This is a genomic window from Ruegeria sp. HKCCA4812, assembly GCF_013034245.1.
In the GTDB taxonomy this organism is placed as follows: domain Bacteria; phylum Pseudomonadota; class Alphaproteobacteria; order Rhodobacterales; family Rhodobacteraceae; genus Ruegeria.
Genome location: NZ_WQFQ01000008.1, coordinates 123,150 through 147,593, shown reverse-complemented (window position 1 = coordinate 147,593; position 24,444 = coordinate 123,150). Strand labels below are relative to the sequence as shown.

The following is a 24,444-nucleotide window of genomic DNA, read 5'->3' as shown; positions in this document are numbered from 1 at the left end:
CCTGCCCCTTAGTGCGGGAACGGCCAGAGTCTGAGTTTCTCTTTCGCCACGCGCCACAGCTGTGCCAGCCCGTGTGGTTCTAGGATCAGGAACATGATGATCAGCGCACCCACGATCACCAAGTTAAGATGCGCGACGATGTCAGTGGGCCAGCCCAGCAAATCAACGCCGACAAGTTTCAGAACCACCGGCAGTAAAACCAGGAAAGCGGCCCCGGCAAAGGATCCGAAAATAGACCCTAATCCGCCGATAATGACCATGAACAAAACCAGGAACGATTTCTGGATTCCGAACACCTCGCCGACCTCGACCGCGCCCAGATAGACCGCGAAAAACAGCGCGCCCGCGATGCCCACGAAGAACGAGCTTACGGCAAACGCGGTCAGTTTCGCCTTGAGAGGGTTCACCCCGATGATCTCGGCGGCGATGTCCATGTCGCGGATCGCCATCCATGTCCGCCCTGTCGTACCGCGTGTCAGGTTGCGCGCAACGATGGCGCAGGCGGTCAGGAAAATCAGACAGAACAGATAGGTGGCCCAGGCCGATGCATTCGGACCGGTGATGATGATGCCGAACACATCGCGTTCCGGCGCGTTGATCTGCCCCGAAGCCGAGTAGTTGTAGAACCACGGCACCCGGTTGAACAGCCAGACCAGAAAGAACTGCGCCGCCAGCGTCGCCACCGCAAGATAAAACCCTTTGATCCGCAAGGATGGCAAGCCGAACAGCACGCCCACGATGGCGGTGATGCCACCGGCCAGGATCACGTGGATGAACATCGACACGTCTGGAAAGGCGGTCATCAGCTTGTAGCAGGCATAGGCCCCAACGGCCATGAACCCCCCGGTACCAAGGCTGACCTGCCCGCAATACCCCACAAGAATGTTCAGCCCAATGGCCGCGATCGCATAAATCAGGAAGGGCAGCAGAAGTGCATTGGCCCAGTAGTCGTTGATTATGAACGGGATGATCCCGAAGGCCACCGCCAGCACCACATAGTACCGATACCGATCGAACTTGATCGGGAAAGTCTGGCTGTCATCCACGTAGGAGGTTTTGAAATCTCCGGCCTCACGATAGAACATGTCTTACTTTCCCCATTGTTCCTGCGCCCGGTTCCGGGCTTCGGCGTCCAGTTGATTGGACCCTTTGGCATATCCGCTCGCCTCTGAGGCGCGCACCAGCTTCAAGTAGGCCAGAACCCCCATAATCAGCCCTGCAAAGGCCAGGATCGCTGCAATCGTCAGTTGGCCTTCGGTCAGATCGTCTGATGTGAGGGCGATGTAGCCAAAGGCCCAGAACCCCGCCCATGCGATCACGTTGATGATGGCGATCAGCTTGGTCATGCCCTATACCCTCTCGATGATCTTTTCTCCGAACAGGCCCTGCGGCCTGAACACAAGGAAGATCAGCGCCAGCACATAGGCAAACCAGTTCTCGGTTGCGCCGCCGACCATCGGTCCGATTGCGAATTCGAACAGCTTTTCACCCACGCCGATGATCAGACCGCCCACGATGGCACCGGGGATCGAGGTGAACCCGCCCAGCATCAGCACCGGCAGCGCCTTGAGCGCGATCAAAGACAGCGAGAACTGGACGCCTGATTTGGTGCCCCACATGATCCCCGCGACCAGCGCGACAAAGCCCGCGACCGACCAGACCATGATCCAGATAAAGTTCAGAGAAATGCCCACCGACAGTGCCGCCTGATGGTCATCCGCCACCGCGCGCATGGCCCGGCCCTGCTTGGTGTACTGGCTGAACGCCACCAGAGCGGCCACCAACAGCGCCGCAATGATCGTTGCCACGATGTCCAGATTGTCGATGAAGAAGCCATAGCCGAAGATGTTATAGGTCGTTTCGTCAATCCACAGGTTGATCCCTTGTGGCAGGCCCACATCCAGCGGCTTGATTTCAGACCCCCACATCAGGTCGGCCACGCCTTCAAGGAAGTACGCCAGACCAATGGTCGCCATGAACAGAATGATCGGTTCCTGCCCCACCAGATGGCGCATGACGAACCGCTGCACGGCCCAGGCCAGCAATACCATCACACCCATCGTCAGAATGATCGCGAACAGCGCGGGCACATTCCACCCGAAATAATGGATATGGGTGCCGAAAGTCGCGTTGATCAGATGGGCAAACGGCACTTGCCCATTCATGATCCCGACCAGCGTCATCGCCGCAAACAGGGCCATAACCCCTTGCGCATAATTGAAAATACCGGACGCCTTGTAGATCAGCACAAAGCCCAGCGCGACCAGCGCATAGAGCACCCCGGCCATCAGACCATTGAGGATGACCTCCATCGCGAAGATAAGTTGTTCAGGCATCCCAGCCCCTCCCCAATTCTGCCCAGAGCTTAATCATGGCTGACCCCCAGATAGGCGTCGATGACTTCCTGGTTGTTGCGCACCTCATCGGGTGTGCCGTCGCCGATCTTCTTGCCGTAATCCATCACGACCACCCGGTCGCTGAGATCCATCACAACGCCCATATCGTGCTCGATCAGGGCAATCGTGGTCCCGAACTCATCATTCACGTCCAGGATAAAGCGGCTCATGTCCTCTTTCTCTTCGACGTTCATGCCCGCCATCGGTTCATCCAACAGCAGCAGCTTGGGCTCCGCCGCCAGCGCCCGCGCCAGTTCGACCCGCTTTTTCAGGCCATACGGCAAGCGCGACACAGGCGTCTTGCGAATGTGCTGGATTTCAAGAAAGTCGATGATCTTCTCGACCGCCTCGCGGTTTTGCACCTCTTCCGCTTCGGCCTTGCCGCGCCAGATCGCCTGCTGGAGGATGTTGGTCTTCATAAAGTTCAGACGACCCGTCATCACGTTGTCCAGAACGCTCATACCCTCGAACAGGGCGATGTTCTGAAACGTCCGCGCGATTCCCTGCTGGGCGACTTCAAAAGGCCGCATCGGCGGGCGCCTGGACCCATGGAACCAGACCTCGCCTTCCTGCGGAACATAGAAGCCCGAGATCACGTTCAGCATCGAGGATTTCCCGGCGCCGTTCGGCCCGATGATGGCGCGGATCTCGCCCTCGCGGATATCGAACGAGATATCCTTGATCGCCACCACACCGCCAAAGCGCAGAGTGATGTTCTTCATTTCCATCACCACACCGCCGATCTTGCGACCGTCTTCGGTCACATATCCTTCGGAATTATCCAGCATCGGTCACTCCCTGACTTGCGCGAAAACGGGACGGCGGGCGGGGCGATGACCGCAGGTCGAGCGGCGCTCGTACGGCCCTCATTCTGCGGCAACCTTGTGTTGGGCGACGGGAACAACCGGCGCGTCAACGATCTCCAGCGTCGCCGAGATCGATCCCTTGCGACCATCCTCATAGGTCACCTCGGTCGTGGTCGAAACCGCCTTGGACCCGTCATAAAGCGCGGCAATGATGTCGCTGAACTTGTCCTCGACAAACCCGCGCCGCACCTTGCGGGTCCGGGTCATCTCGCCATCATCGGCATCCAGTTCCTTGTGCAGCACCACAAAGCGGTGCACCTGACAACCCGATAGCATCTCGTCAGCGGCGACCGACTTGTTCACCTCTTCCACATGGGCCTTGATCGTCTCTAACACGCGCGGATGTCCCGCCAGTTCCTGATACGAGGCATAGGCCACGTTGTTGCGTTCGGCCCAGTTGCCGACCGCGGTCAGATCGATATTGATGAAGGCCACGCAACGATCCTTGCCATTGCCGAACAGCACCGCCTCCAGAATATCCGGATAGAACTTCAGCTTGTTCTCGACATATTTCGGAGCGAACATCGACCCGTCTGCCATCTTGCCCACGTCCTTGGCGCGGTCGATGATCCGCAGATGACCCGAGCTTTCCTCGATGAACCCCGCGTCGCCCGTGGCCACCCAGCCTTCAGGGTCCTTGGTCGATGCGGTCGAGTCCGGGTTCTTGAAATATTCGACGAACACACCGGGCGAGCGGTAATGTATCTCGCCCTTGTCGTCGATCCTGATCTCGACATCGGGGGCCGGGACGCCAACGGTGTCGGCGCGCACCTCGCCGTCGGGCTGGACGGTGATGAACACGGTCGCCTCGGTTTGGCCGTACAACTGTTTCAGGTTGATGCCTAAAGAGCGATAGAAATCAAAGATCTCCGGCCCGATCGCCTCACCCGCCGTATAGCCCACCCGAAAGCGCCCATATCCCAGCGTGTCTTTGAGCGGCCCGTAAACCAACAGATTGCCCAGCGCATATTTCACCTTGTCGCCCAAGCTCACCGGCTTGCCATCCAGCAACCGGCCGCCGACCTTCTTGGCATGCGCCATGAAGTAGTGGAACATGCGCTGCTTGAGCTTGCTGGCATCCTCCATTCGGATCATCACATTGGTCAGCTGGGTCTCGAAGACCCGCGGCGGCGCGAAGAAATAGGTCGGCCCGATCTCGCGCAGGTCGGTCATCATCGTGTCGGCGCTTTCGGGGCAGTTCACGCAGAACCCGCACCAATAAGCCTGACCGATGGAAAAGATGAAATCCCCGACCCAGGCCATCGGCAGATAGGACAGGATGTCCTCGTTGCGGGTCAGGTGGTCGAATTCGGCTGAGTTCTTGGCACTTTCGATCACGTTGCGGTTTGACAGCACCACGCCCTTGGGCTTGCCCGTGGTACCCGAGGTATAAAGCATCACGCAGGTGTCGTCATAGGTGATCTCGCCGATGCGCCTGTCCAGTTCGGCGTCGAAACGCGCATGACCGGCGCTGCCCTCGGCCTTGATGTCGTCAAGGGCATTCATCTGGCTGTGGTCGTATTTCCGCATACCGCGCTTGTCGGTATAGAGGATGTGTTTGACCTGATGCAGGTTTTCCTGAATCTCGATGACCTTGTCGACCTGTTCCTGATCGCCGCAGACGACATATTTCGCCCCGCAATGCTCCAGCACATAGGCCATCTCTTCGGCAACCGCGTCTTGATAGAGAGGAACCGGAATGGCACCGACCATCTGCGCCGCAACCATTGACCAGTAATGTGCCGGACGGTTGCGCCCGATTACGGCGATGTGGTCACCCTTTTCAACGCCAAGTTCAAGAAATCCAAGCGCCAGCGCGCGGATCTCGGCGGCCGTTTCCGCCCAGGTCCAGCATTGCCAGATCCCGAATTCCTTTTCGCGGTAAGCCGGGGCATCCCCGAACTGCGTCGCATTGCGATGTAGCAGCGCCGGAAGGGAGTGCATCCCTTCGGCGCCCGACTGCGTCTGAGCCAATTCTATCTCTCCTCCCCATCCGGCGCCGGGTCGGGCCGGAACGGCGTCGCCGGGTCAGACCGGAACGCTGCTGCCCCGATTAAGGACAAGGAGGACGATCAGCGTCAACTTTTTCGTGATGTTTTCTCAATTCTTACGAATTGTAACAATGGAGGGGTGATCGTCTGATCCTGTTTCAAACCGCATATTCTAGTCGTGTTTTGTACTTTAACTGTCCGCTTTCAAACAGTCTTGGGCCAATGGGCGTGCCAATACAAATTGGCAAATGAACAAGGAGCTTGACATGACAACGCGAGGCAATTGCCTGTGCAAAAACACGAAATGGGAGTTTATCGGGGATGTGACATGGGCGTGCTACTGCCATTGCGATGATTGCCGTCGAAACTGTGCCGCACCCATAGTTGCATGGTTGGGTGTTCCGCTTCGGAACTTCAAATGGACTGCCCAAGCACCCAAAACACTGGAAAGCTCAAAAGGTGTATTTCGGCATTTCTGCCGCGATTGTGGTTCTCCAGTTGGTTTTGAAGCAGACCACTACCCTGGTGGGATGCATTTATATGCCGCTTCAATGGAACACCCAGAGGACTTTGTTCCGACCTTCCACGTCAACTACCAAAGCAAACTTCCATGGCTGCGTATCGAAGACGGTCTGAAGAAGTACGAGGGCACACTCCTTCACGCCCCAGAGGATTTGAGTGCTTATGACGATTAGGCCGCTTCAGGGTCTAAGTAGCGCCTAAAGCCAATCCCGTAAAATCGGAATCAGCGGCACATCGGCAGCCGGCATCGGATAGTTCCGCAAGTCATTCGCGCGCACCCATTTCAGCGCCTGACCCTCTTTCGACTGCGGGATGCCGTCCCATTTGCGGCAGGCAAACAGGGGCATCAGCAGGTGGAAATCATCATAGCTGTGGCTGGCAAAGGTCAGCGGTGCAAGACACGAGGCCCAGGTGTCGATGCCCAGTTCCTCGTGCAACTCGCGGATCAGGGCGGCTTCGGGGGTTTCGCCCGGCTCGATCTTGCCGCCGGGGAATTCCCACAGTCCGGCCATGGATTTGCCTTCGGGACGTTGGGCCAGCAGCACGCGGCCCTCGATGTCGATCAGGGCAACAGCAGAGACTAACACGGTTTTCACGAGCGATAATCCGCGTTGATCTCGATATAGCCGTGGGTCAGATCACAGGTCCAGACGGTGGATTTCCCCTCGCCCAGCCCCAGATCGACCGCAATCACGAGGTCCTGCCCTTTCATATAGGCGGCGGCGTCCTCTTCGCGGTAGTTGGGACTGACCCAGCCGTTCTCGGCCACAAGAATATCACCGAAGGAAATGCTGAGCTTGTCGCGATCGGCCGCCGCGCCCGACTTGCCGATGGCCATGACGATGCGGCCCCAGTTCGGGTCCTCACCGGCGATGGCGGTTTTCATCAGAGGGGAGTTGGCGATGGCCAGACCGTGGGTCTTGGCATCAGCGTCCGAGGCGGCTCCGGTCACGCGGATTTCCACGAATTTCGTGGCGCCTTCCCCGTCACGCACCACTTGTTGCGCAAGGTCCAGCATCACCGTTTCCAAAGCCCTTGCAAAAGCGGCATCGCCGGTGGCATCAACGCCCGAAGATCCGGTCGCACACAGAAGCAGACTGTCCGATGTCGAGGTGTCGCTGTCCACAGTGATGCAGTTGAAGGTGCGATCTGTCTGGGCACTCAGCATTTCCTGCAACGCCGATTGCTCAACCCGTGCGTCGGTGAAGATATAGACCAGCATCGTCGCCATGTCTGGCGCGATCATTCCAGAACCCTTAGCAATCCCTGCAATAGAGACTGTTTTGCCACCGATTTCGACCTGTGCGCTCGCCCCTTTCGGGAACGTGTCCGTCGTCATGATCGCCCGCGCGGCGTCTTCGATTGCGTGGCGGCTGAGGCCGGATTTCAACGCCTCAAGCTGCGAGATGATGCGATCATGCGGCAGCGGTTCACCGATGACACCGGTGGACGAGGTAAAGACCCGTTCGACCGGGACACCGGTCGATTTGGAAACGGCCTGCGTCACCTCGGCAACCGATGTCTGGCCATAATGCCCGGTAAAGGCGTTGGCGTTGCCCGAGTTCACAAGGATCGCCGCAGGTCCATCGCTGGGGCCGCCGATTTTCTCCTGACAATCCAGAACCGGTGCCGCGCGGGTGGCCGAGCGGGTGAAGACACCCGCCACCGACGTGCCCGGATCAAGAACAGCCAGCATGACATCCGTGCGACCCTGATAGCGCACACCCGCTTCGACGGTGGCAAAACGCACACCGTCAATCGCAGGCAGTTCAGGGAAAGACGCCGGCGCCAGCGGCGAAACCTTCGTGATCGTGGCCACTGGTCTTTACTCCTGAATCAGGTCCAGCTGGCGCATGATCTCGGGGCCTGCGCCTTCCAGCGCGGGGCGTTCGATCTGTGCCTGCTGCGTCAACTCGTCGATCCGCGCCTGAATGGCATCTTGCTGGATCGTTTGGGCCAGCTCATCGCGCACCGCGTCCAGTTCGGGGGCTTCGGTTTTGCGCTTGTCGTTCAGCTTGACCAGATGCCAGCCAAATTGTGTTTGCACCGGAGCCGACACCTGCCCTTTTTCAAGCGCGATCACTGCTGCCTCGAATTCAGGTACCATCTGGCCTTTTCCGAACCATCCCAGCGCGCCACCATTCGGGCCGGACGGACCGGTCGAGTTCTCGCGGGCAAGTTCCGCAAAGTCGGCGCCATCATCAAGCTGTGCCTTGAGCGCTTTGGCTTCTTCTTCCGATTCCACCAGAATATGGCTGGCGTCGAATTCGTCTTCACCCGCAAAATCATTGAAACGCGCATCGTAAGCGGCCTGAATGGCTTCCTCTGTGACGAGATCGTTGGTCAGAGCCGCGACCGTCTGAACCGCCTGAAGCGACCGCTTTTCATTGTCGAGTGTCAGCGCGTTTTGCTTGTTCAGGCCATCCTGTTGCTGTCCCAGCAATTGCTGCTGGATCAGCTGTTCCAGAACGAAATCGAACAGCACGTCGTCTTCCGCCTGCTGATATTGCGGTGGCAGAGAAGCGACGGTGGCGATCACGTGACCCAATGTGATCTCATCCCCGTTTACCCGAGCGACAACGGTCGACGCATCCGGCTGGGTTTCGGCGGCCAGCGGCAGGGCCATCACGGCGGCGAGGGCCAGCGATGGCAGAAAAGTGAGACCTTTGGGCATTGAATCATCCTATTTTCTTGCCGCGACAGGGCGCGGCGTTGACACTCTGGAACCTGCCGCTTACATCGCTTTGAAGCCTTGGACAGGGCCGCCTTTCACCCCCCGTATCTATGGGTTGCGCGCAAGGTGGGCAAGCCTGTCGCAACCACGAAAAGAACAGATCCTCTGGAGTGAACATGCTGGGACTCGGAACGCTCGCCAAAAAGGTGTTCGGAACACCGAACGACCGCAAGATCAAGGCGACCCGCCCTCTGGTCGAAAAGATCAATGCGCTGGAACCAGAGTTTGAAAAGCTTTCAGATCAAGATCTGATCGACAAGACCGAAGACCTGCGCAAGCGCGCACTGGATGGCGAAAGCCTGGACGACCTGCTGCCCGAGGCCTTTGCCAACGTACGCGAGGGCGCCAAGCGCGCACTTGGCCTGCGGGCCTTTGACGTGCAGCTGATGGGCGGCATTTTCCTGCATCAGGGCAACATCTCGGAAATGAAGACGGGCGAAGGCAAGACTCTGGTCGCCACCTTCCCGGCCTATTTGAACGCGCTGACCGGCAAGGGCGTGCATGTCGTCACGGTGAACGAATATCTGGCCAAACGTGACGCGGAATGGATGGGCAAGGTGTTTGCGGCCGTAGGCATGACAACTGATGTGATCTGGTCCGGCCAGCCCGACGCGGAAAAACTGGCCGCGTATTCCTGTGACATCACGTATGCCACCAACAATGAGCTGGGCTTCGACTATCTGCGCGACAATATGAAGGCGGATCTGGAGCAGGTTTACCAGAAACATCACAACTTTGCGATTGTGGACGAGGTCGACTCGATCCTGATCGATGAAGCGCGGACGCCGCTGATCATCTCGGGTCCTGCGCAGGACCGGTCGGATTTGTACACCGCCATTGATGCCCTTATCCCGACGCTGAGCGATGATCATTACACCCTGGACGAAAAATCGCGCAATGTGACCTTTACCGATGAAGGCAACGAATTTCTTGAGGCGCAGTTGCTTCAGGCCGGCCTGATTCCCGAAGGCCATTCCCTGTATGATCCGGAAAGCACCACCGTCGTGCATCACGTCAACCAGGCGCTGCGTGCACACAAGCTGTTCCAGCGCGACAAGGATTACATCGTGCGCGACGGCAACGTCGTTCTGATCGATGAATTCACCGGCCGCATGATGCCGGGGCGTCGCCTGTCCGAAGGTCTGCATCAGGCGATCGAAGCCAAGGAAAAGGTTCAGATCCAGCCGGAAAACGTCACATTGGCCAGCGTGACATTCCAGAACTATTTCCGCCTGTACGACAAACTGAGCGGCATGACCGGCACTGCTTTGACCGAGGCTGAAGAATTTGCCGAGATCTACGGTCTGGGCGTGGTCGAAGTTCCGACCAACCTGCCGATTGCCCGTATCGACGAAGATGATCAGGTTTATCGTACGGCCGCCGAAAAATACAATGCGATGATCGCCGAGACGAAAAAGGCGCAGGAAAAGGGCCAGCCGGTTCTGCTGGGGACCACGTCGATCGAGAAATCCGAACTGCTGAGCCAGATGCTGACCAAGGAAGGTATCAAGCACAACGTTCTGAACGCCCGCCAGCACGAACAAGAGGCACAGATCGTTGCCGATGCCGGTCGTCTGGGTGCGGTAACCATCGCCACCAACATGGCCGGTCGTGGCACCGACATTCAGCTTGGCGGCAATGTCGAGATGAAGGTGCTGAAAGCGATTGCCGATAATCCAGACGCAGATCCGTCCGAGCTGCGGGCCGCCGAAGAAGCACGCCACGCCGAAGAAAAAGAAAAGGTTCTGGCTGCTGGCGGCCTTTACGTCATGGCGTCGGAACGCCACGAAAGCCGCCGCATCGACAACCAGCTGCGCGGTCGTTCCGGCCGTCAGGGCGACCCGGGCCGAACGGTATTTTATCTGAGCCTCGAGGATGACCTGATGCGCATCTTCGGCTCGGAACGGCTGGACAAGGTATTGACCACGCTGGGCATGAAAGAAGGCGAGGCGATCATTCACCCCTGGGTGAACAAGTCGCTGGAACGCGCGCAGTCCAAGGTCGAAGGCCGCAACTTTGACATGCGTAAGAACGTTCTGAAGTTCGACGACGTGATGAACGACCAGCGGAAGGTGATCTTTAGCCAGCGCCGCGAAATCATGTCTGCGAACGACCTGTCCGAGATCGTCTCGGATATGCGCGAACAGGTGATTGACGACCTGATTGACGAATACATGCCGCCGAAATCCTATGCTGATCAGTGGGATACTGAGGGTCTGCACGAGGCGATAAAGGACAAGCTGAATTTGGACGTCCCGGTTCAGGACTGGGCCGCCGAAGAAGGCGTGGATGACGAGCAGGTGCGCGAACGTCTGATCAAGGCCGCGGATGAGATGATGGCCCAGAAGGCCGTCGCCTTTGGCCCTGAAAACATGCGCAACATCGAAAAACAGGTTCTGCTTCAGACCATCGACAGCAAATGGCGCGAGCATCTGCTGACCCTGGAACATCTGCGCTCGGTCGTGGGTTTCCGCGGTTATGCCCAGCGCGATCCTCTGAACGAATACAAGAACGAAAGCTTCCAGCTGTTCGAAAGCATGCTGGATTCCCTGCGCGAAACCGTGACACAGCAATTGTCACGCGTACGTCCGCTGACGGAAGAAGAACAGAAAGAAATGCTGGCGCAGATGGCAGGGCAGCAGGCTCAGGCGCAGGAGGCCGTGGACAAGGCCGCGAAGCAGGCCGAAGCCAAGGCCGAGGCTGCGGCTTCGGGTGATGCGCTTCCGGGGTTCGACGAAAGCGACCCGTCGACCTGGGGCAACCCGTCGCGAAATGATCCGTGCCCGTGTGGCTCGGGCAAGAAGTTCAAACACTGCCATGGCCGACTGACCTAACGTCACCCGCCGAATCCACAATGTGTTCGTCTCGCGGCCACAAATTGGCCGCGATTCGTGGCGAATGTGCGATTTGCTCCTTCAACTGGGGAGGGTGTCTTGTTTGTAGTTCGAAACTACGTGACCATGTGCGGCACGGTCGCTTGTGCTTTGGGCATAGGCTACCTGATGCAGAACGGACCAACCGCGCAGCCGGCGAACGCGGGGGATAGTGTTGATGTTGCCTCGGCATCTCAGCAATCTTCGGTTTTGTCGGGGTTGGATGCTATCGTACTGACTTCGGCTCCGGCGTCTGACGCAGATTCCGGGGCGGCAGCGCCCGAACCTCGCGCAGTTCCGTCAGCCCCGAAAACGACGGATTGCAACATCAGCGCGCGCGCCGTCGCCGTCCCCGGCGCCATGGCACAGCTGTCGCTGCGGGCACCCTGCCACCGAAACGAACGCGTTGAAATTCATCACAGCGGCCTGACGGTCAGCCAGAACACCGACGATTCCGGCGCCTTGGAAATGACCATCCCGGCACTGTCGGAATACGCGATTTTCCTGATTTCGTTCGAAGATGAAACGGGTACGGTCGCCACCACTCACGTGACCGACATTGCCGAATATGACCGCGTCGTCCTGCAATGGCAGGGTGAAACCGAGTTGCAGATTCACGCGCTGGAATTCGGGGCAAGCTATGGCAGCAGCGGCCACGTGTGGGATGATTCCTCGGCAAATGGCGCAGGAGAGGTTCTGCGCCTGGGCCAGACGGGTCTGGGTCGTGCCAAGAATATCGAAGTATATTCCTTTCCGACGGGCGCGTCGGATCGGTCCGGCAGCATCGACCTGACGGTCGAAGCCGAAGTGACCGAATCCAACTGTGGGCAAACGCTGAATGTGCAGGCGCTGGAACTTCTGTCAGATAGCCGCCTGCGGTCGCGCGACATGTCCCTGACCCTGCCGGATTGTTCACAGGCCGGTGAGTTTCTGGTGTTGAATAATCTGCTCTCAGACCTGACAATTGCGGCAAAGTAATCCGCAGGCAGGCTCGACGCTCTTATGACTTTCTTTCGTGCGGCTGTGACCGCGCTGTTTACCGTTGCAGGTGCGACCTGTGCAATGGCGCAGGACATCACGCTGACGTCTCATGACGGCAAGGTCGAAGTAACAGGCAACCTGCTGGGCTTTGACGGCGAATTCTACCGCGTCGATACGCAGTTCGGTGAGTTGACCGTTGATGGCTCGGGCGTCACCTGCGACGGACCTGCATGCCCCAGCCTGACGGATTTCGTAGCCGAGTTGCGGTTTTCCGGATCGTCTGTCATGGCCGAAACGGTCTTGCCCGCCCTGATCATAGGGTTTGCGCGGCAGGAAGGCCTGACCGCAACGCCTGCTCGCGTGGATGCGGACACCTTCGTCTATGAGCTTTTTCAGTCAGGCCGTGACGCCCCGTTGGCGCGGTTCTACTTTGACGTTGGGACCACGGATCGCGGCTTCGCCAAGCTGATCGGGGATCAGACAGATATCGTGATGGCCCTGCGCGAACTACGCGAGGCAGAGCGGGATGCAGCCGAAGCCGCGGGGCTGGGTGATCTGAAACGGGCCCGGCGATCCAGGGTTGTTGCATTGGACGCCATGGTTCCGGTGGTGGCACCCGATAGTGTGATGCGTCAGATTTCGCTGGCCGATTTGGCGCGCATTCTGTCAGGTGAAGTAAAGAACTGGGTGGACCTGGGCGGGCCGGATGCTCCGATCGCATTGCATGTGCCGGATCCGGGATCGGGGCTGGCGCAGGCTGTCGAGGATCAGGTATTGAAGACCGCTGGTGTGGAACTGACCGATACCGCAATCCGTCACATTCGAACGAGCGATCTGACCAAGGCCGTGGCCAGGGACCCGTTTTCCATCGGAATCGCCAGCAAGGCGACAGCCGGCGATACCCGAGCCCTGCCGTTGACCGGAGGCTGTGGGCATCCGCTGGCCGCCACTCGTCAATCGATTAAGACCGAAGACTATCCGCTGAATCTGCCGATGTTCCTGTATCTGCCCGAACGCCGCCTGCCACGGATCGCACGGCAGTTTCTGGCCTTTAGCCTAAGCCCCGGGGCCCAGATGGCCATTCGTGACGCAGGTTACGTGGATCAATCGCCCGAAACCTTGCCGGTTGGCATACAGGGCGACCGGCTTGCCAACGCCATCGCCACCGGAGGGCCCGAGGTTGGGCTGGGCGAGCTTCAGCGCATGATGGAAACCCTGCGCCCGCTGTCGCGCCTGTCCCTGTCGGTTCGGTTCGAGCCCGGATCATCCCGTCCGGATGCGCAGTCACGTTCCAATATTCAGCAACTGGCACATATGCTTGACGCCGGCACATTGAAGGCGCGCAAGCTGGTGTTCGCCGGATTCAGCGACGGGGATGGTGGGGCCGCCGCCAACGCCCGCATTGCCCTGCGACGTGCACAGACGGTACGAAACGCGGTTCTGGCCGCGGCCGAGACATCGATATCAGACAGTATCGAGGTGGTCGCGGAAGGGTTTGGCGAAGCAATGCCGATGGCCTGTGACGACACCGAGTGGGGCCGCAAGGTCAACCGCCGGGTTGAAATTTGGGTGCAGTGAAGCTCACAGATACCCTTCGGACCGAAAGCTCAACTCGGTCGATTTTCCAATGATCAGGTGGTCGTGCAGGGTCAGGCCCAGGGCCGAACAGGCATCCTGAATACGGTTGGTCATGTCGATATCCGACTGCGAGGGCGTCGGATCACCCGACGGGTGGTTGTGCACCAGAATCAGGGCCGAGGCATTCAGTTCCAGCGCTCGTTTGGCAACCTCGCGCGGGTAAACCGGCACGTGATCCACGGTGCCTTTGGCCTGTTCCTCATCCGCGATCATTACGTTCTTGCGATCCAGATAGAACACGCGAAACTGTTCGATTTCACGATGCGCCATGGTGGTGTGGCAATAATCCAGCAGCGCATCCCAGCCCGAGATCACATGCCGCTGCATCACCCGGGCGCGGGCCATCCTGTGGGCGCAGGCCTCAAGAATTTTCAGGTCGGTAACCACGGTATCGCCAACGCCCTTGATCTGGCGCAGCCGTTCCTCGGGCGCGGTCAGGACACGATTGAAATCACCAAAAGTGTCCATCAACGCCCGCGCCAGTGGCTTCACATCCTGCCGGGGAATGGACCGAAACAGGACCAGTTCAAGCAGTTCATAATCCGGCATCGCCGCCGATCCGCCGGTCATGAACCGTTCGCGCAGCCGCTTGCGGTGGTCTTTTATATAGGAGGGTAGCCGACCAGAGGGCAGCGGCTGCGCCGGGGCTTCGTCCGTATCAAACAGCATCGGGGCTTCGGCAAAGGCGTCCTGTGTCATGAGCGCACCCTGACCCAGAATCGGTTTCTGATTGGTTAACGCACCTCACCCGCCATGCGTGCCGTGGCCCGGCGGACAATCATGTGCAGAAGAATCGAGAATACGCCCAGGGTCAGCATCGCGGCAAACATGAGATCGGTCTTGGCACGTCCATTGGCCAGCAGCATCAGGTATCCCAACCCCTGCGACGAGCCGACCCATTCGCCGATCACCGCTCCGATCGGGGCATAGACCGCCGCCAGCCGCATCCCCGACGCCAGCGACGGCAGAGCGGCCGGAATACGGATATGCCACAGCACGGCGCGCTTGCTGGCCTGCATCGTTCGGGCCAGATCCAGATACCCCGACGGGGTGCGCATAAGCCCGTCAAAAAAGGATGAGGTGATCGGGAAATAGATGATCAACACCGCCATGGCGACCTTGGACCACAGCCCATAACCCAGCCACAGCGTCAGCAACGGCGCCAATGCGAATACCGGCAGAGCCTGCGTGAACACGAGCATCGGCTGCACCAGCACTCGCGCCGCCCGCGAATTCGCCAGTTGCAGCGCAGTAACGACACCCAGCAGTGTTCCGCATGCCAGACCGATCACCACTTCGATCGCGGTGATCCAGGTATGCTCGGCGATCACCCAGCGGTTCTGCCACCAGGTCTCGGCCACGACGGCGGGCCCAGGCAAGATGAACTTCGGCAGCCCGGTCAGGGTCACGATGCCCTGCCAGATCAGCAAGGCAAACAAAGTTGCGGCCAATGCAGAAAAATACTTCATGCCGCGCCCTCGCGGAGAAGACGCAGCAAGGCACCCTGGGTTTCCAGTGTCTCCAGATCATCCACGCGCCGCGGGGCCGGGGCCCGGGGCGGATCGCAGGGCGTCAATCCGTGCTGCGTCATCACTACGATGGATTGCCCCAAACGCGCAGCTTCGGCCGGATCATGGGTCACAAGAAGGACGGTGCGCCCGTTCAAAGCTTCGGCGGCAAGATCCTGCATGTCAGCTCGGGTGCGGGCATCAAGCGCCGAAAAGGGTTCGTCCAGCAAAACAACGGGACGATCTTCCATCAAGGTCCGGGCCAAAGCGACACGCTGGCGTTGCCCACCGGACAACGCGTTGGGCTTCTTGTTCATGTGATCCTGCAACCGCATACGTTTTATAAGGCGGTCGCGTCGATCAAGATCAACGGTTTCACCACGCAAACGCGCGCCCAGCGAGACATTCTGCGCGACGGTCGCCCAAGGCAACAGAAGATCATCCTGCGCCATGTATGAGACACGCTCGGATACCGGCAAGCCATCACTGGCCGTGATATGGCCAGCGAAGGCGGCCCCGGTCTCGAGCCCCGCAATCAACCTCAGAACCGTGGTTTTTCCCACGCCCGAACCGCCCAGCAGGCATGTCCACGCCCCGGCCCCAAGGGTCAGGGTCAGCGGCGCAAACAGGGTCGCGCCGTCGATTGTGGCAGTGCCGTTGATGGTCAGTTCGGGCGCAGGGGTCATGGCGTCAAACCCATCTGCCAGAAGTCAATCTCAAGCTCTGTCGCCTTGCGGAAGGTCTGGCACAGTCGATCCCAGCGTGGCGAACCCTGATAATCTGCCCCAATACGTCTTGTTAGAGCCTGATCCAGCAACTCGCCGACCGCCACACATGCGCCTTGGTAATCTTCACCGGCATATGTGTCGATCCAGCCGCGATATGTCCCGGACGTTGCCTCGGCGGACAGCCGCGTACCAATCTCGCCATATCCCATGACGCAAGGAACAAGCGCCGCCAGCAGATCCAGAAGGTCTCCGCTGTAGCCTGCTTCCAGGACAAACCGGGTATAGGCCAGATTCTCGTGACGCTCTGGCGTGTCAAACAGCTCTGCCTGCGAGATGCCTTCTGCCGCGCAGATACCGATATGCAGTTTCATCTCTTCGCTGATCAAACCGTTCACGGTTCGCGATGCGGCAAGCATTTCTTCATGCGTTTCCGATTTCACCACCGCCAGGGCCCACGCGCGGCTGAAGTGGATAAGGAACACATAATCCTGCCGCAGATAATGCAGAAACGCCTCGCGTGGCAGCGTTCCGTCTTTCATGCCCTCTACGAAGGCGTGGCGGGTATAATCCCGCCACGGCTCCGCCGCAGCATCGCGCATCAGCGCAAAGGCTTTGCCATAATTGCTCATTGCGCGGTCACGTCGATGGTGATGTCACTGACCGGAAGGACGCTGTCGATCATCCCGCTTTCGTTCAGGAAGGTTTCGAACCGGGCATAACGACCGGCATCAAAACCTGCCGGGCGCAGCGCAAAGCGCGGCAGTGTATCGACCCAGGCGCGGGCATTCAGCTCGTCCTGAAGTTCCGGCGAGGTCGCCGCGAAGATTTCCCAGCTTTTTTCCGGGTTGTTGACGATATATTGGGTCGCTTTTTCAGTCGCGGCGAGGAACCGGGCGATCTTGTCCTTGTCCATCGTTTCAGGATTGGCGACATAGATCAGTTCATCGTAGGACGGAACGCCCTCTTCCTCGATATAGAAGCAAGTGCCGGGACGACCTTCGATATCCATCTGGTTCAGTTCGAAGTTGCGATAAGCGCCAATCACCGCGTCCACCTGACCGGTCATCAGCGACGGCGAGAGGGAAAAGTTGACGTTGATCAGCTCGACATCGCCCAGCGCAACATCATATTTGCCCAGAACGGTGCCAAGGATGGCTTCTTCGACCCCCGCGACCGAGAAGCCGATTTTTTTACCCTTGAGGTCAGCAGGCGACTTGATCGGCCCGTCTTCCAGCACCAGAAGGCAGTTCAGCGGCGTCGCAACCAATGTGCCGACGCGCTTCAGCGGCAGGCCCTCGTGAATCTGCAAGTGCAATTGCGGCTGGTAAGACACCGCCAGGTCGGCTTGGCCGGCAGCCACCAAACGGGGCGGGGCGGACGGGTCGGCGGGTGGAACGATCTCGACCTCAAGCCCTTGTTCGGCAAAGTAGCCGTTTTCCTGCGCCACGATGATGGGACCGTGGTCAGGGTTGATAAACCAGTCCAGCAGGACGGTCATTTTGTCTTCGGCCCATGCCGGCCCGGCGGCCAGAAGGGCGATGGCTGTCATCAGCTTTTTCATGTCTCGCGTTTCCCTTTTCTTCACGAGGTTGAGGCCGCGACGAGGACAATTTCGCCCGGCCAATCTGGTTGAATCTGTTCGGCGGCACGCCATGCCCGCAAACCGGTGGCACAGCAAAGAGCCAGCCTTTTTCCTTTGTTAGGATCTATTCTACGCAAGTTATCCGGTGAAATGCGCGTCGCGTTCGAATGGATGGGAACAGGGGCTTCCTGCGAACTGCGCAGCTCGATGATCTGATCCGTGTCCTTCAGCTGGCTTGCGGACAGAAAGCGAAAGCAGTTGCCGGGCTCGGGTGCGTCATCAAAGCGAAACCCGGTGCTGCGCAGGGTTCTTGCGTCATATTGAACCAACTGCCCAAGGGGCGAGGGATCAAGTCCAAGGATCAAGCTGAGCGCCATCTGCGCCTGCATCGCCCCCATCACGCCAACCACGGGGCCCAGAACCCCCGCAGTGGCGCAGCTGGCACCACTGTCCGGTGCATCGGGAAATACAGCGCGCAGCGATGGGCTCCCGCCGCAGAACCCGCCCACATAACCCGAAAGCCCCAGCACCGAGGCGCTGATCAAAGGCTTGCCCTGCGCCAGACACGTGTCCGACAGGATGTAGCTGGCTGCGTAGCTGTCGGCACAATCCAGAATGATATCGGCTTGCGACACCGAGCCAGGCGCATTTTCACTGGTCAGAGCCTGATTCAGACCGATGACATCAGTTTCACCATTCAGCGCGCGGCAGCGCGCGGCGGCGGTTTCCGCCTTGGAGTGCCCGCAATCGGCCTCGGAGAAAAACGTTTGACGGTGCAGGTTCGACAGATCGACAGTATCACCGTCCATGACCGTGATCCGCCCTACCCCGGCCCCTGTCAAAAGTGGCAGAACCGGTGCAGCCAGACCGCCCGCCCCGACGACCAGAACACGGGCCGCCGACAGGCGAGCCTGCCCCTGCGCCCCGACTTCGGGCAGAAGCGTCTGTCGGGCATATCGGCTCATCGTGTGACCTCGATCCACGCGCGCACCCGTGCTTCGGGGTCGGGGTTCAGTGTGATATCCGTGACCGCCGAGACGATGTCCGCCCCGGCCTTCAGCACACCGGTCGCGCGCTCGACACTCATCCCGCCAATACCGACCAAGGGAATATCACCAACCCGCGCCTTCCATTCCGTTACGCGGGGCAGGCCCTGCTGATGCCATTTCATCTTTTTCAGAATAGTGGGGTAGACCGGGCCCAATGCCACGTAATCGGGATCCATGGCCAGCACACGCTCAAGCTCATCATCGTCATGGGTGGAAACGCCCAGTTTCAGACCCGCTTTTCGGATGGCTTTCAGGTCGGCGTCGTCCAGATCTTCCTGCCCCAGATGTATCCAGTCGCAGCCCAGATCGATCGCGTGTTGCCAATAGTCATTGACCACCAGAACCGCCCCATGGTCGCGGCACAATTCGCGTGAGACGGCAATCTGGTCGCGCACCGCATCGTCTGGCTGATCCTTGATGCGCAGCTGCACCAGTTTGACACCCAGCGGCAACATCCGCCGCAGCCAGTCCGAGTGATCAAAGATCGGATAGAAACGGTCCAGCGTCATGACAGGAAGGCCTTTCCAACAACAGGGGTAGAGGGTTCCGCCATATCGCGCGGCTCGATCGGGTCGGCCTGATGGGCCAATTGCCCGGCAAGGGTTGCCTGCGCCATTGCCTTGGCCATCAGAACCGGATCTCCGGCACGGGCCACAGCGGTGTTGAGCAGAACCGCGTCAAAGCCCAGCTCCATCGCGCGGGCCGCGTGGCTGGGCAAGCCGATACCGGCATCCACCACCAGGGGAATGTCAGGAAATTCGGCCCGCATCGCACGCAGAGCGTATTCGTTGTTCAGCCCTCGTCCTGACCCGATCGGTGCGCCCCAGGGCATCAACACCTCGCATCCCGCTTCCAACAGGCGTTCGCCCACGATCAGGTCATCGGTGGTGTAGGGAAACACCTCGAACCCATCCTCGGTCAGAATGCGGGCGGCTTCGACCAGTTGGAAGACATCCGGTTGCAGGCTGTCCGTATGTCCGATGAGTTCCAGTTTGATCCATCGGGTCTCGAACACTTCGCGTGCCATATAGGCGGTCGTCACGGCCTCTTTCACCGTATGGCAACCGGCCGTATTGGGCAGGATCAGAACTCCCAGGTCGCGGATCATGTTCCAAAAGGTCTGGCCCGCACCCGCTTCGCGCCGCAAGGATACAGTGGCAACGCCTGCACCGCTTTCGCGAAACGCCTGTTCCAGAATGGCCGGGCTTGGATATTGCGCCGTGCCCAGCATCAGCGGGTTGGGCAGTTCAGTGCCGTAAAACGTCTTCATCTTCAGCCCCCCTGCATCGGTGCGACGACCTCGACCCGGTCGCCTTCGGCCAGCTTGTGAGCGACGCGCAGGCTTGAGGGCACGAAATCTTCGTTCACGGCGGTGGCCACACGGCCCGAGAAACCGCATTCATCCAACAATTCCGACAGGGTTTCGGCGCGCACCTCGCGCGTCTCGCCGTTAAGCACGATCTTCATCGACCATCTCCGAATGTGTGTTGTTCAGCGCCAGATCTGCAACACCCCGCGCCAGCGCCGGTGCCAGCAGATATCCGTGGCGATAAAGCCCGTTGGCATAGATCGTCCGGCCCAAACGCCGGATGCGCGGCAAGTTGTCGGGAAAGGCGGGGCGCAGATCGACGCCTATCTCCAACACTTCGGCTTCGCCAAAAGCCGGGTTCACGGCATAGGCCGCGCTGAGCAATTCCAGCATCGAACGGGCGGTAATGCGGCTGCTGTCCTCGGATTCGATCATGGTCGCACCCAACATATAGACGCCGCCGCCGCGCGGAACGATATAAAGCGGCATCCGCGGGTGCAGCAAACGAACCGGGCGCGTCAGTTCCACGTCAGGGCATCGTATCACAAGCATCTCACCCTTCACGCCGCGCAGATCATGCAGGTATTCGCGGGCGTGAAGGCCACGGCAGTCAATTGCATTCTTCAACTGGGCGGGCGCCAGCTTCCGGTGGAACGCGACACCCTGGCTTTGCAATTGACGACACAGATCTTGCAGCGCCTGACGCGGATCAACATGGGCTTCGCGTTCGAAGAACAGGCCTTGGCCAAACCCTGCCAGATCAGGCTCTAATTCAGATATTTCTGCCCGTTCGACCTTGGTGAACTCTTTTGTCCGACGCGCAAATCGGCGCAGGTCCGGCACATCACGGGCACTTGCGACAACAAGCGTTCCCCGACGGGTCACTTTGGTACGTTGGGCCCACCATTCAATCGCTGACTGCCCAAGGCGCAGCACCGGTTCTTCCGCGTTTTCATATTCGCACCAAGGTGCCAGCATTCCCCCGGCCCACCACGAACACCCATGCGGGCCCGGTGGCCCGCCGGGGTCGAATATCTGCACTTTTGCACCGCGCGACACCAGTTCGCTGGCAACGGCAAGACCGGCAACCCCTGCCCCTATGACAGACCAAAGCGTCACGAGGGCCAAACCCGGTGGAAATGATGCACCGGGCCGTGCCCAGCGCCGACATTCAACTCATCCGCGCGCGCGATGGCCCCTTGCAGATAGTCATGCGCCTGCGCAACCGCGTCCCTCAGGGTCAGCCCCGTGGCCAAACCTGCGGTGATGGATGACGACAGGGTGCATCCTGTTCCATGGGTGTTTTTCGTATCCTGACGCGGGGCCTGAAACTCGGCCATGACACCCGACCGATCGATCAGCAAATCGTGGCAGATTTCACCTGACCCGTGTCCGCCTTTCATCACGACTGCACCCGCACCCAAGGCGCACAATGCCCGGCCCTGTTCAGCCATCTGCTCACGCGTTTCTGCCGCTGGCATGTTCAGCAGGCACGCCGCCTCAGGCAGATTCGGCGTAAGAACCGTCGCCGTTGGCAACAACACATCGCGCAGCGTCCGGACCGCCTCTTGCGCCAACAAAGCGTCGCCGGATTTGGCGATCATGACCGGATCAAGAACCACGGGACCCTCGAAAGCCGCCAGCCCCCTGGCGACCGTATGAATGATCTCAGGTGTGCCAAGCATGCCGATTTTGACGGCCGTGACGTCAAGATCGTTCAGAACCGCGTCAATTTGGGCGGAAATCACATCCAGCGGAATCCCATGCACCGCGGTAACAGCTCGCGTGTTCTGCGCGGTAACGGCGGTGATGACACTTGCGCCAAAAACACCCAGCGCCGACATTGCCTTCAGGTCAGCCTGAATGCCCGCGCCGCCGCCACTGTCGGATCCTGCTATGGTCAGGGCAATTGCCGCCATGTCGTTGCTCCATCTTCTATGGGCAACGGAGTAGAGAAAACGTCTGTGTTCAAGAGACCGTTCCCTACGCCGGAATTGCCCGGATCAGGTTCGATGGGTTAACGCGGTTGCGTCTCTCAGCCCTGTCAAAGGGCACCCCAACGGTTGAGGCGGACAATCTCAGGGTCGAGGGCCGGAATCAAGACTCAATTTTCCAGATATATTGCCACTTTCAGCTTTCTGCTAAGGCCAAAACTGCATGCGTATGACAGTGAAATGCGAGGCTCTGCCTCGCGCTCCGGGATTTTTTGGGCCAGATGAAGAACGGATCCCATGCTTCATCTGGCTGAAAATATCCCGGGGGAGTCGCCCGAAGGGCGGCGGGGGCAGAGCCCCCGTTCCTGGTCATTCAGCCTTTCATACCGTCCCAGAAAGACTTGACGGACGAGAAAAAGCTTTTTGATTCCGGGTGGTTGTCTTCACCCAGATCATCAAACTCGCGCAGCAGTTCTTTCTGGCGGCTGGTCAGGTTGACCGGGGTTTCCACGGCCAGTTCAATGAACATGTCACCCACACCTCCGCCGCGCAACGCAGGCATGCCTTTTCCGCGCAGGCGCATTTGCCGACCCGACTGACTTCCGGCCGGAATCTGAACGCGGCCGCGACCGCCATCGATGGTCGGAACCTCGATCGATCCGCCCAGCGCCGCCTTGGCCATGCTGACCGGCACGCGGCAGTAGAGGTTCACGCTGTCGCGTTCGAACAGTTTGTGCTCGGCCACTTCGACGAAAATATACAGATCGCCCGGAGGTCCGCCGCGCATTCCCGCCTCACCTTCGCCTGCCAGACGAATTCTCGTACCGGTTTCGACACCGGCAGGAATGTTCACCGACAAAGCGCGGTCCTTTTCGACCCTGCCGGCCCCTTGACAGGATTTACAGGGGTTCTTGATGATCTGCCCCAATCCCGAACAGGTCGGGCAAGTCCGTTCCACCGTAAAGAAGCCCTGTTGTGCCCGCACTTTCCCCATGCCCGAACAGGTGGGGCAGGATGTGGGTTCAACGCCACCTTCAGCCCCGGTACCTTCGCAGGACGAACACGCCACGGCCGTTGGCACATTGATGGTTTTTTGCAGGCCCGAGTAGGCTTCTTCCAGCGTCACACGCAGGTTGTAGCGCAGGTCCGAGCCGCGCGCGGCGCGACGCCCGCCGCCGCCCCTTTGACCACCCATGAAATCGCCGAACAGGTCGTCGAATACATCCGAAAATGCACTGGAGAAGTCGCCTTGACCGCCAAAGCCGCCACCGGGGCGGCCACCGCCGCCCATGCCGTTTTCAAATGCGGCATGGCCAAAGCGATCGTAAGCCGCCTTCTTTTCGGCATCGCGCAGCACGTCGTAAGCCTCGTTGGCTTCCTTGAACTGCGCCTCGGCATCCGGGTTGTCCTTGTTGCGGTCAGGGTGCAGCTCTTTGGCTTTCCTGCGAAAACCCTTCTTGATCTCATCCGACGAAGCGCCCTTGGACACGCCGAGCACTTCGTAATAGTCGCGCTTTGACATTTGTTATTCCTTCGTGCCGCCGGACGCGGTGCTTTCATTGAGCCTGTACACGCCGTTGGTGTTGATTGCAAAACTGGCCACGTAACCTGCCTTATTCAAGACCTCGTCAAGCCCGTCATCCGAATGCTTGATTTCTATCAGCAGCACTTCGGGCCAAATCTCCCGCGGTGCGTCTTCGAAAAAAGCGCGCAATACGCGGGTTTCCTGACCTTCGATATCCATTTTCATTGCATCAACCTTGGTCAGCCCGGCATCGCGTATCGCGTCCAACAACGGAATCGCCTGAACGCACAGATCGCCCGACTCGGCAACTTTGGCATGACCCCGATCGCCAAGGTTCGCGGATTCGAACCACACCTCACCCGGTTTGTCAGACAAGGCCTTGTCGCAATGGATGACTTCACTGGCTTGATTGGCAGCCAGATTGGTACCAAGGCGAGCCTTGTTGACCGGATCCGGTTCAACAGCCAGGGCTTTCAGGTTGCGCCCCAACTTCTGCGCAACTGATCTGACCCACAGGGTGTACAGCCCGACATTTGCACCGGCGTCGACAAAGACATAATCGCCAGAGCCCTGCGAAATATGGTTGGCCAGCGATTGACGCTCATCCAGATCAAAGAACTGCGAGCCGGTTATGACGCGACGTTCGGCCCAGTTGTCAGATGGGTGCAATCGGCATTTCTGTCCGCCAAACACCTCAAAATCGTAAGGCTCTCGCTGAGAGGCCATTACTATCCTACGAATTCCGGACGACATCCATTGACGCGGCATGCCCTCAGACCACCGGCGCAATATTTCCATCCGATGTGAG

The 24,444-nt window shown here is 59.3% G+C and carries 25 protein-coding genes and 1 riboswitch; of the genes, 4 read left to right on the top strand and 21 right to left on the bottom strand.

What is annotated here, in order from left to right:
• Positions 1 to 8: 8 nt before the first annotated feature.
• The 5 genes from GOW04_RS18495 to GOW04_RS18475 all read right to left on the bottom strand — a co-directional run bounded on the left by GOW04_RS18495 (position 9) and on the right by GOW04_RS18475 (position 5,206).
• Positions 9 to 1,085: a branched-chain amino acid ABC transporter permease gene (locus GOW04_RS18495; protein WP_152459551.1), complete on the bottom strand. Its 1,077-nt coding sequence runs from the start codon at positions 1,083 to 1,085 to the stop codon at positions 9 to 11.
• Positions 1,086 to 1,088: 3 nt separating this feature from the next.
• Positions 1,089 to 1,346 (bottom strand): hypothetical protein, encoded by a 258-nt coding sequence (locus tag GOW04_RS18490; protein ID WP_170345775.1) that lies wholly within the window; start codon positions 1,344 to 1,346, stop codon positions 1,089 to 1,091.
• Positions 1,347 to 1,349: 3 nt separating this feature from the next.
• A complete protein-coding gene (locus tag GOW04_RS18485; RefSeq protein ID WP_171233567.1) occupies positions 1,350 to 2,336 on the bottom strand; it encodes a branched-chain amino acid ABC transporter permease in 987 nt (328 codons plus the stop codon).
• Positions 2,337 to 2,365: 29 nt separating this feature from the next.
• Complete coding sequence (locus GOW04_RS18480; protein WP_171116793.1) at positions 2,366 to 3,184, bottom strand: ABC transporter ATP-binding protein; 819 nt, start codon at positions 3,182 to 3,184, stop codon at positions 2,366 to 2,368.
• Between the two features lie 78 nt (positions 3,185 to 3,262).
• Positions 3,263 to 5,206 carry an AMP-binding protein gene (locus GOW04_RS18475; protein ID WP_171233589.1) on the bottom strand — a complete coding sequence of 648 codons (1,944 nt, stop codon included), beginning with the start codon at positions 5,204 to 5,206 and terminating at the stop codon, positions 3,263 to 3,265.
• A 313-nt stretch (positions 5,207 to 5,519) separates the two neighbouring features.
• On the opposite strand from GOW04_RS18475, the gene GOW04_RS18470 reads away from it, so the two are divergent.
• Positions 5,520 to 5,948 (top strand): GFA family protein, encoded by a 429-nt coding sequence (locus tag GOW04_RS18470; RefSeq protein ID WP_254430204.1) that lies wholly within the window; start codon positions 5,520 to 5,522, stop codon positions 5,946 to 5,948.
• A 24-nt stretch (positions 5,949 to 5,972) separates the two neighbouring features.
• On the opposite strand, the gene mutT is transcribed toward GOW04_RS18470, so the two are convergent.
• From mutT to GOW04_RS18455, 3 genes are read right to left on the bottom strand one after another with little or no spacing between them, the layout of a single operon-like run.
• Entirely contained in the window at positions 5,973 to 6,371 is a 399-nt protein-coding gene (gene mutT, locus GOW04_RS18465; RefSeq protein WP_171171438.1) for an 8-oxo-dGTP diphosphatase MutT, read from the bottom strand.
• The gene (gene argJ, locus GOW04_RS18460; RefSeq protein ID WP_171233565.1) at positions 6,368 to 7,594 is read right to left on the bottom strand and encodes a bifunctional glutamate N-acetyltransferase/amino-acid acetyltransferase ArgJ; all 1,227 of its coding nucleotides are present in this window, start codon (positions 7,592 to 7,594) and stop codon (positions 6,368 to 6,370) included. Before argJ ends, mutT begins: the two co-directional genes overlap by 4 nt.
• Before the next feature lie 6 nt (positions 7,595 to 7,600).
• Positions 7,601 to 8,449: a peptidylprolyl isomerase gene (locus GOW04_RS18455; RefSeq protein WP_171233564.1), complete on the bottom strand. Its 849-nt coding sequence runs from the start codon at positions 8,447 to 8,449 to the stop codon at positions 7,601 to 7,603.
• Between the two features lie 176 nt (positions 8,450 to 8,625).
• Here GOW04_RS18455 and secA point away from each other — a divergent pair, with 176 nt between their 5' ends.
• From secA to GOW04_RS18440, 3 genes are all read left to right on the top strand, one after another.
• Positions 8,626 to 11,343: a preprotein translocase subunit SecA gene (gene secA / locus GOW04_RS18450; protein ID WP_171233563.1), complete on the top strand. Its 2,718-nt coding sequence runs from the start codon at positions 8,626 to 8,628 to the stop codon at positions 11,341 to 11,343.
• A gap of 99 nt (positions 11,344 to 11,442) precedes the next feature.
• The gene (locus tag GOW04_RS18445; RefSeq protein ID WP_171233562.1) at positions 11,443 to 12,360 is read left to right on the top strand and encodes a hypothetical protein; all 918 of its coding nucleotides are present in this window, start codon (positions 11,443 to 11,445) and stop codon (positions 12,358 to 12,360) included.
• A 24-nt stretch (positions 12,361 to 12,384) separates the two neighbouring features.
• Positions 12,385 to 13,941, top strand: a complete 1,557-nt coding sequence (locus GOW04_RS18440; protein WP_171233561.1) for a phosphate ABC transporter substrate-binding/OmpA family protein — start codon at positions 12,385 to 12,387, stop codon at positions 13,939 to 13,941.
• A 3-nt stretch (positions 13,942 to 13,944) separates the two neighbouring features.
• On the opposite strand, the gene radC is transcribed toward GOW04_RS18440, so the two are convergent.
• The 13 genes from radC to GOW04_RS18375 all read right to left on the bottom strand — a co-directional run bounded on the left by radC (position 13,945) and on the right by GOW04_RS18375 (position 24,362).
• Entirely contained in the window at positions 13,945 to 14,700 is a 756-nt protein-coding gene (gene radC / locus GOW04_RS18435; protein ID WP_152459563.1) for a DNA repair protein RadC, read from the bottom strand.
• 35 nt (positions 14,701 to 14,735) lie between these two features.
• Positions 14,736 to 15,470, bottom strand: a complete 735-nt coding sequence (locus tag GOW04_RS18430; protein WP_152459564.1) for an ABC transporter permease — start codon at positions 15,468 to 15,470, stop codon at positions 14,736 to 14,738.
• Positions 15,467 to 16,195 carry an ABC transporter ATP-binding protein gene (locus GOW04_RS18425; protein WP_171233560.1) on the bottom strand — a complete coding sequence of 243 codons (729 nt, stop codon included), beginning with the start codon at positions 16,193 to 16,195 and terminating at the stop codon, positions 15,467 to 15,469. Before GOW04_RS18425 ends, GOW04_RS18430 begins: the two co-directional genes overlap by 4 nt.
• A complete protein-coding gene (gene tenA, locus GOW04_RS18420) occupies positions 16,192 to 16,866 on the bottom strand; it encodes a thiaminase II (RefSeq protein WP_171233559.1) in 675 nt (224 codons plus the stop codon). The genes GOW04_RS18425 and tenA overlap by 4 nt, the downstream gene beginning before the upstream one ends.
• Positions 16,863 to 17,798: an ABC transporter substrate-binding protein gene (locus GOW04_RS18415; protein WP_171116773.1), complete on the bottom strand. Its 936-nt coding sequence runs from the start codon at positions 17,796 to 17,798 to the stop codon at positions 16,863 to 16,865. The genes tenA and GOW04_RS18415 overlap by 4 nt, the downstream gene beginning before the upstream one ends.
• Positions 17,799 to 17,818: 20 nt before the next feature.
• The gene (locus GOW04_RS18410) at positions 17,819 to 18,784 is read right to left on the bottom strand and encodes a HesA/MoeB/ThiF family protein (RefSeq protein WP_171233558.1); all 966 of its coding nucleotides are present in this window, start codon (positions 18,782 to 18,784) and stop codon (positions 17,819 to 17,821) included.
• Entirely contained in the window at positions 18,781 to 19,377 is a 597-nt protein-coding gene (locus tag GOW04_RS18405; protein WP_171171457.1) for a thiamine phosphate synthase, read from the bottom strand. The genes GOW04_RS18410 and GOW04_RS18405 overlap by 4 nt, the downstream gene beginning before the upstream one ends.
• Positions 19,374 to 20,138, bottom strand: coding sequence for a thiazole synthase (locus GOW04_RS18400; protein ID WP_171233557.1), 765 nt, complete (start codon positions 20,136 to 20,138; stop codon positions 19,374 to 19,376). The genes GOW04_RS18405 and GOW04_RS18400 overlap by 4 nt, the downstream gene beginning before the upstream one ends.
• A 2-nt stretch (positions 20,139 to 20,140) precedes the next feature.
• Entirely contained in the window at positions 20,141 to 20,335 is a 195-nt protein-coding gene (gene thiS, locus GOW04_RS18395) for a sulfur carrier protein ThiS (RefSeq protein ID WP_152459571.1), read from the bottom strand.
• Positions 20,319 to 21,296 (bottom strand): FAD-dependent oxidoreductase, encoded by a 978-nt coding sequence (locus GOW04_RS18390; RefSeq protein WP_171233556.1) that lies wholly within the window; start codon positions 21,294 to 21,296, stop codon positions 20,319 to 20,321. The genes thiS and GOW04_RS18390 overlap by 17 nt, the downstream gene beginning before the upstream one ends.
• Entirely contained in the window at positions 21,293 to 22,096 is an 804-nt protein-coding gene (gene thiD / locus GOW04_RS18385) for a bifunctional hydroxymethylpyrimidine kinase/phosphomethylpyrimidine kinase (protein ID WP_171233555.1), read from the bottom strand. The genes GOW04_RS18390 and thiD overlap by 4 nt, the downstream gene beginning before the upstream one ends.
• Positions 22,097 to 22,140: 44 nt before the next feature.
• Positions 22,141 to 22,246, bottom strand: a riboswitch (TPP riboswitch).
• Positions 22,247 to 22,484: 238 nt separating this feature from the next.
• Complete coding sequence (dnaJ, locus tag GOW04_RS18380; protein WP_171233554.1) at positions 22,485 to 23,633, bottom strand: molecular chaperone DnaJ; 1,149 nt, start codon at positions 23,631 to 23,633, stop codon at positions 22,485 to 22,487.
• 3 nt (positions 23,634 to 23,636) lie between these two features.
• The gene (locus GOW04_RS18375) at positions 23,637 to 24,362 is read right to left on the bottom strand and encodes an FkbM family methyltransferase (protein ID WP_171233553.1); all 726 of its coding nucleotides are present in this window, start codon (positions 24,360 to 24,362) and stop codon (positions 23,637 to 23,639) included.
• Between the last annotated feature and the right edge of the window lie 82 nt (positions 24,363 to 24,444).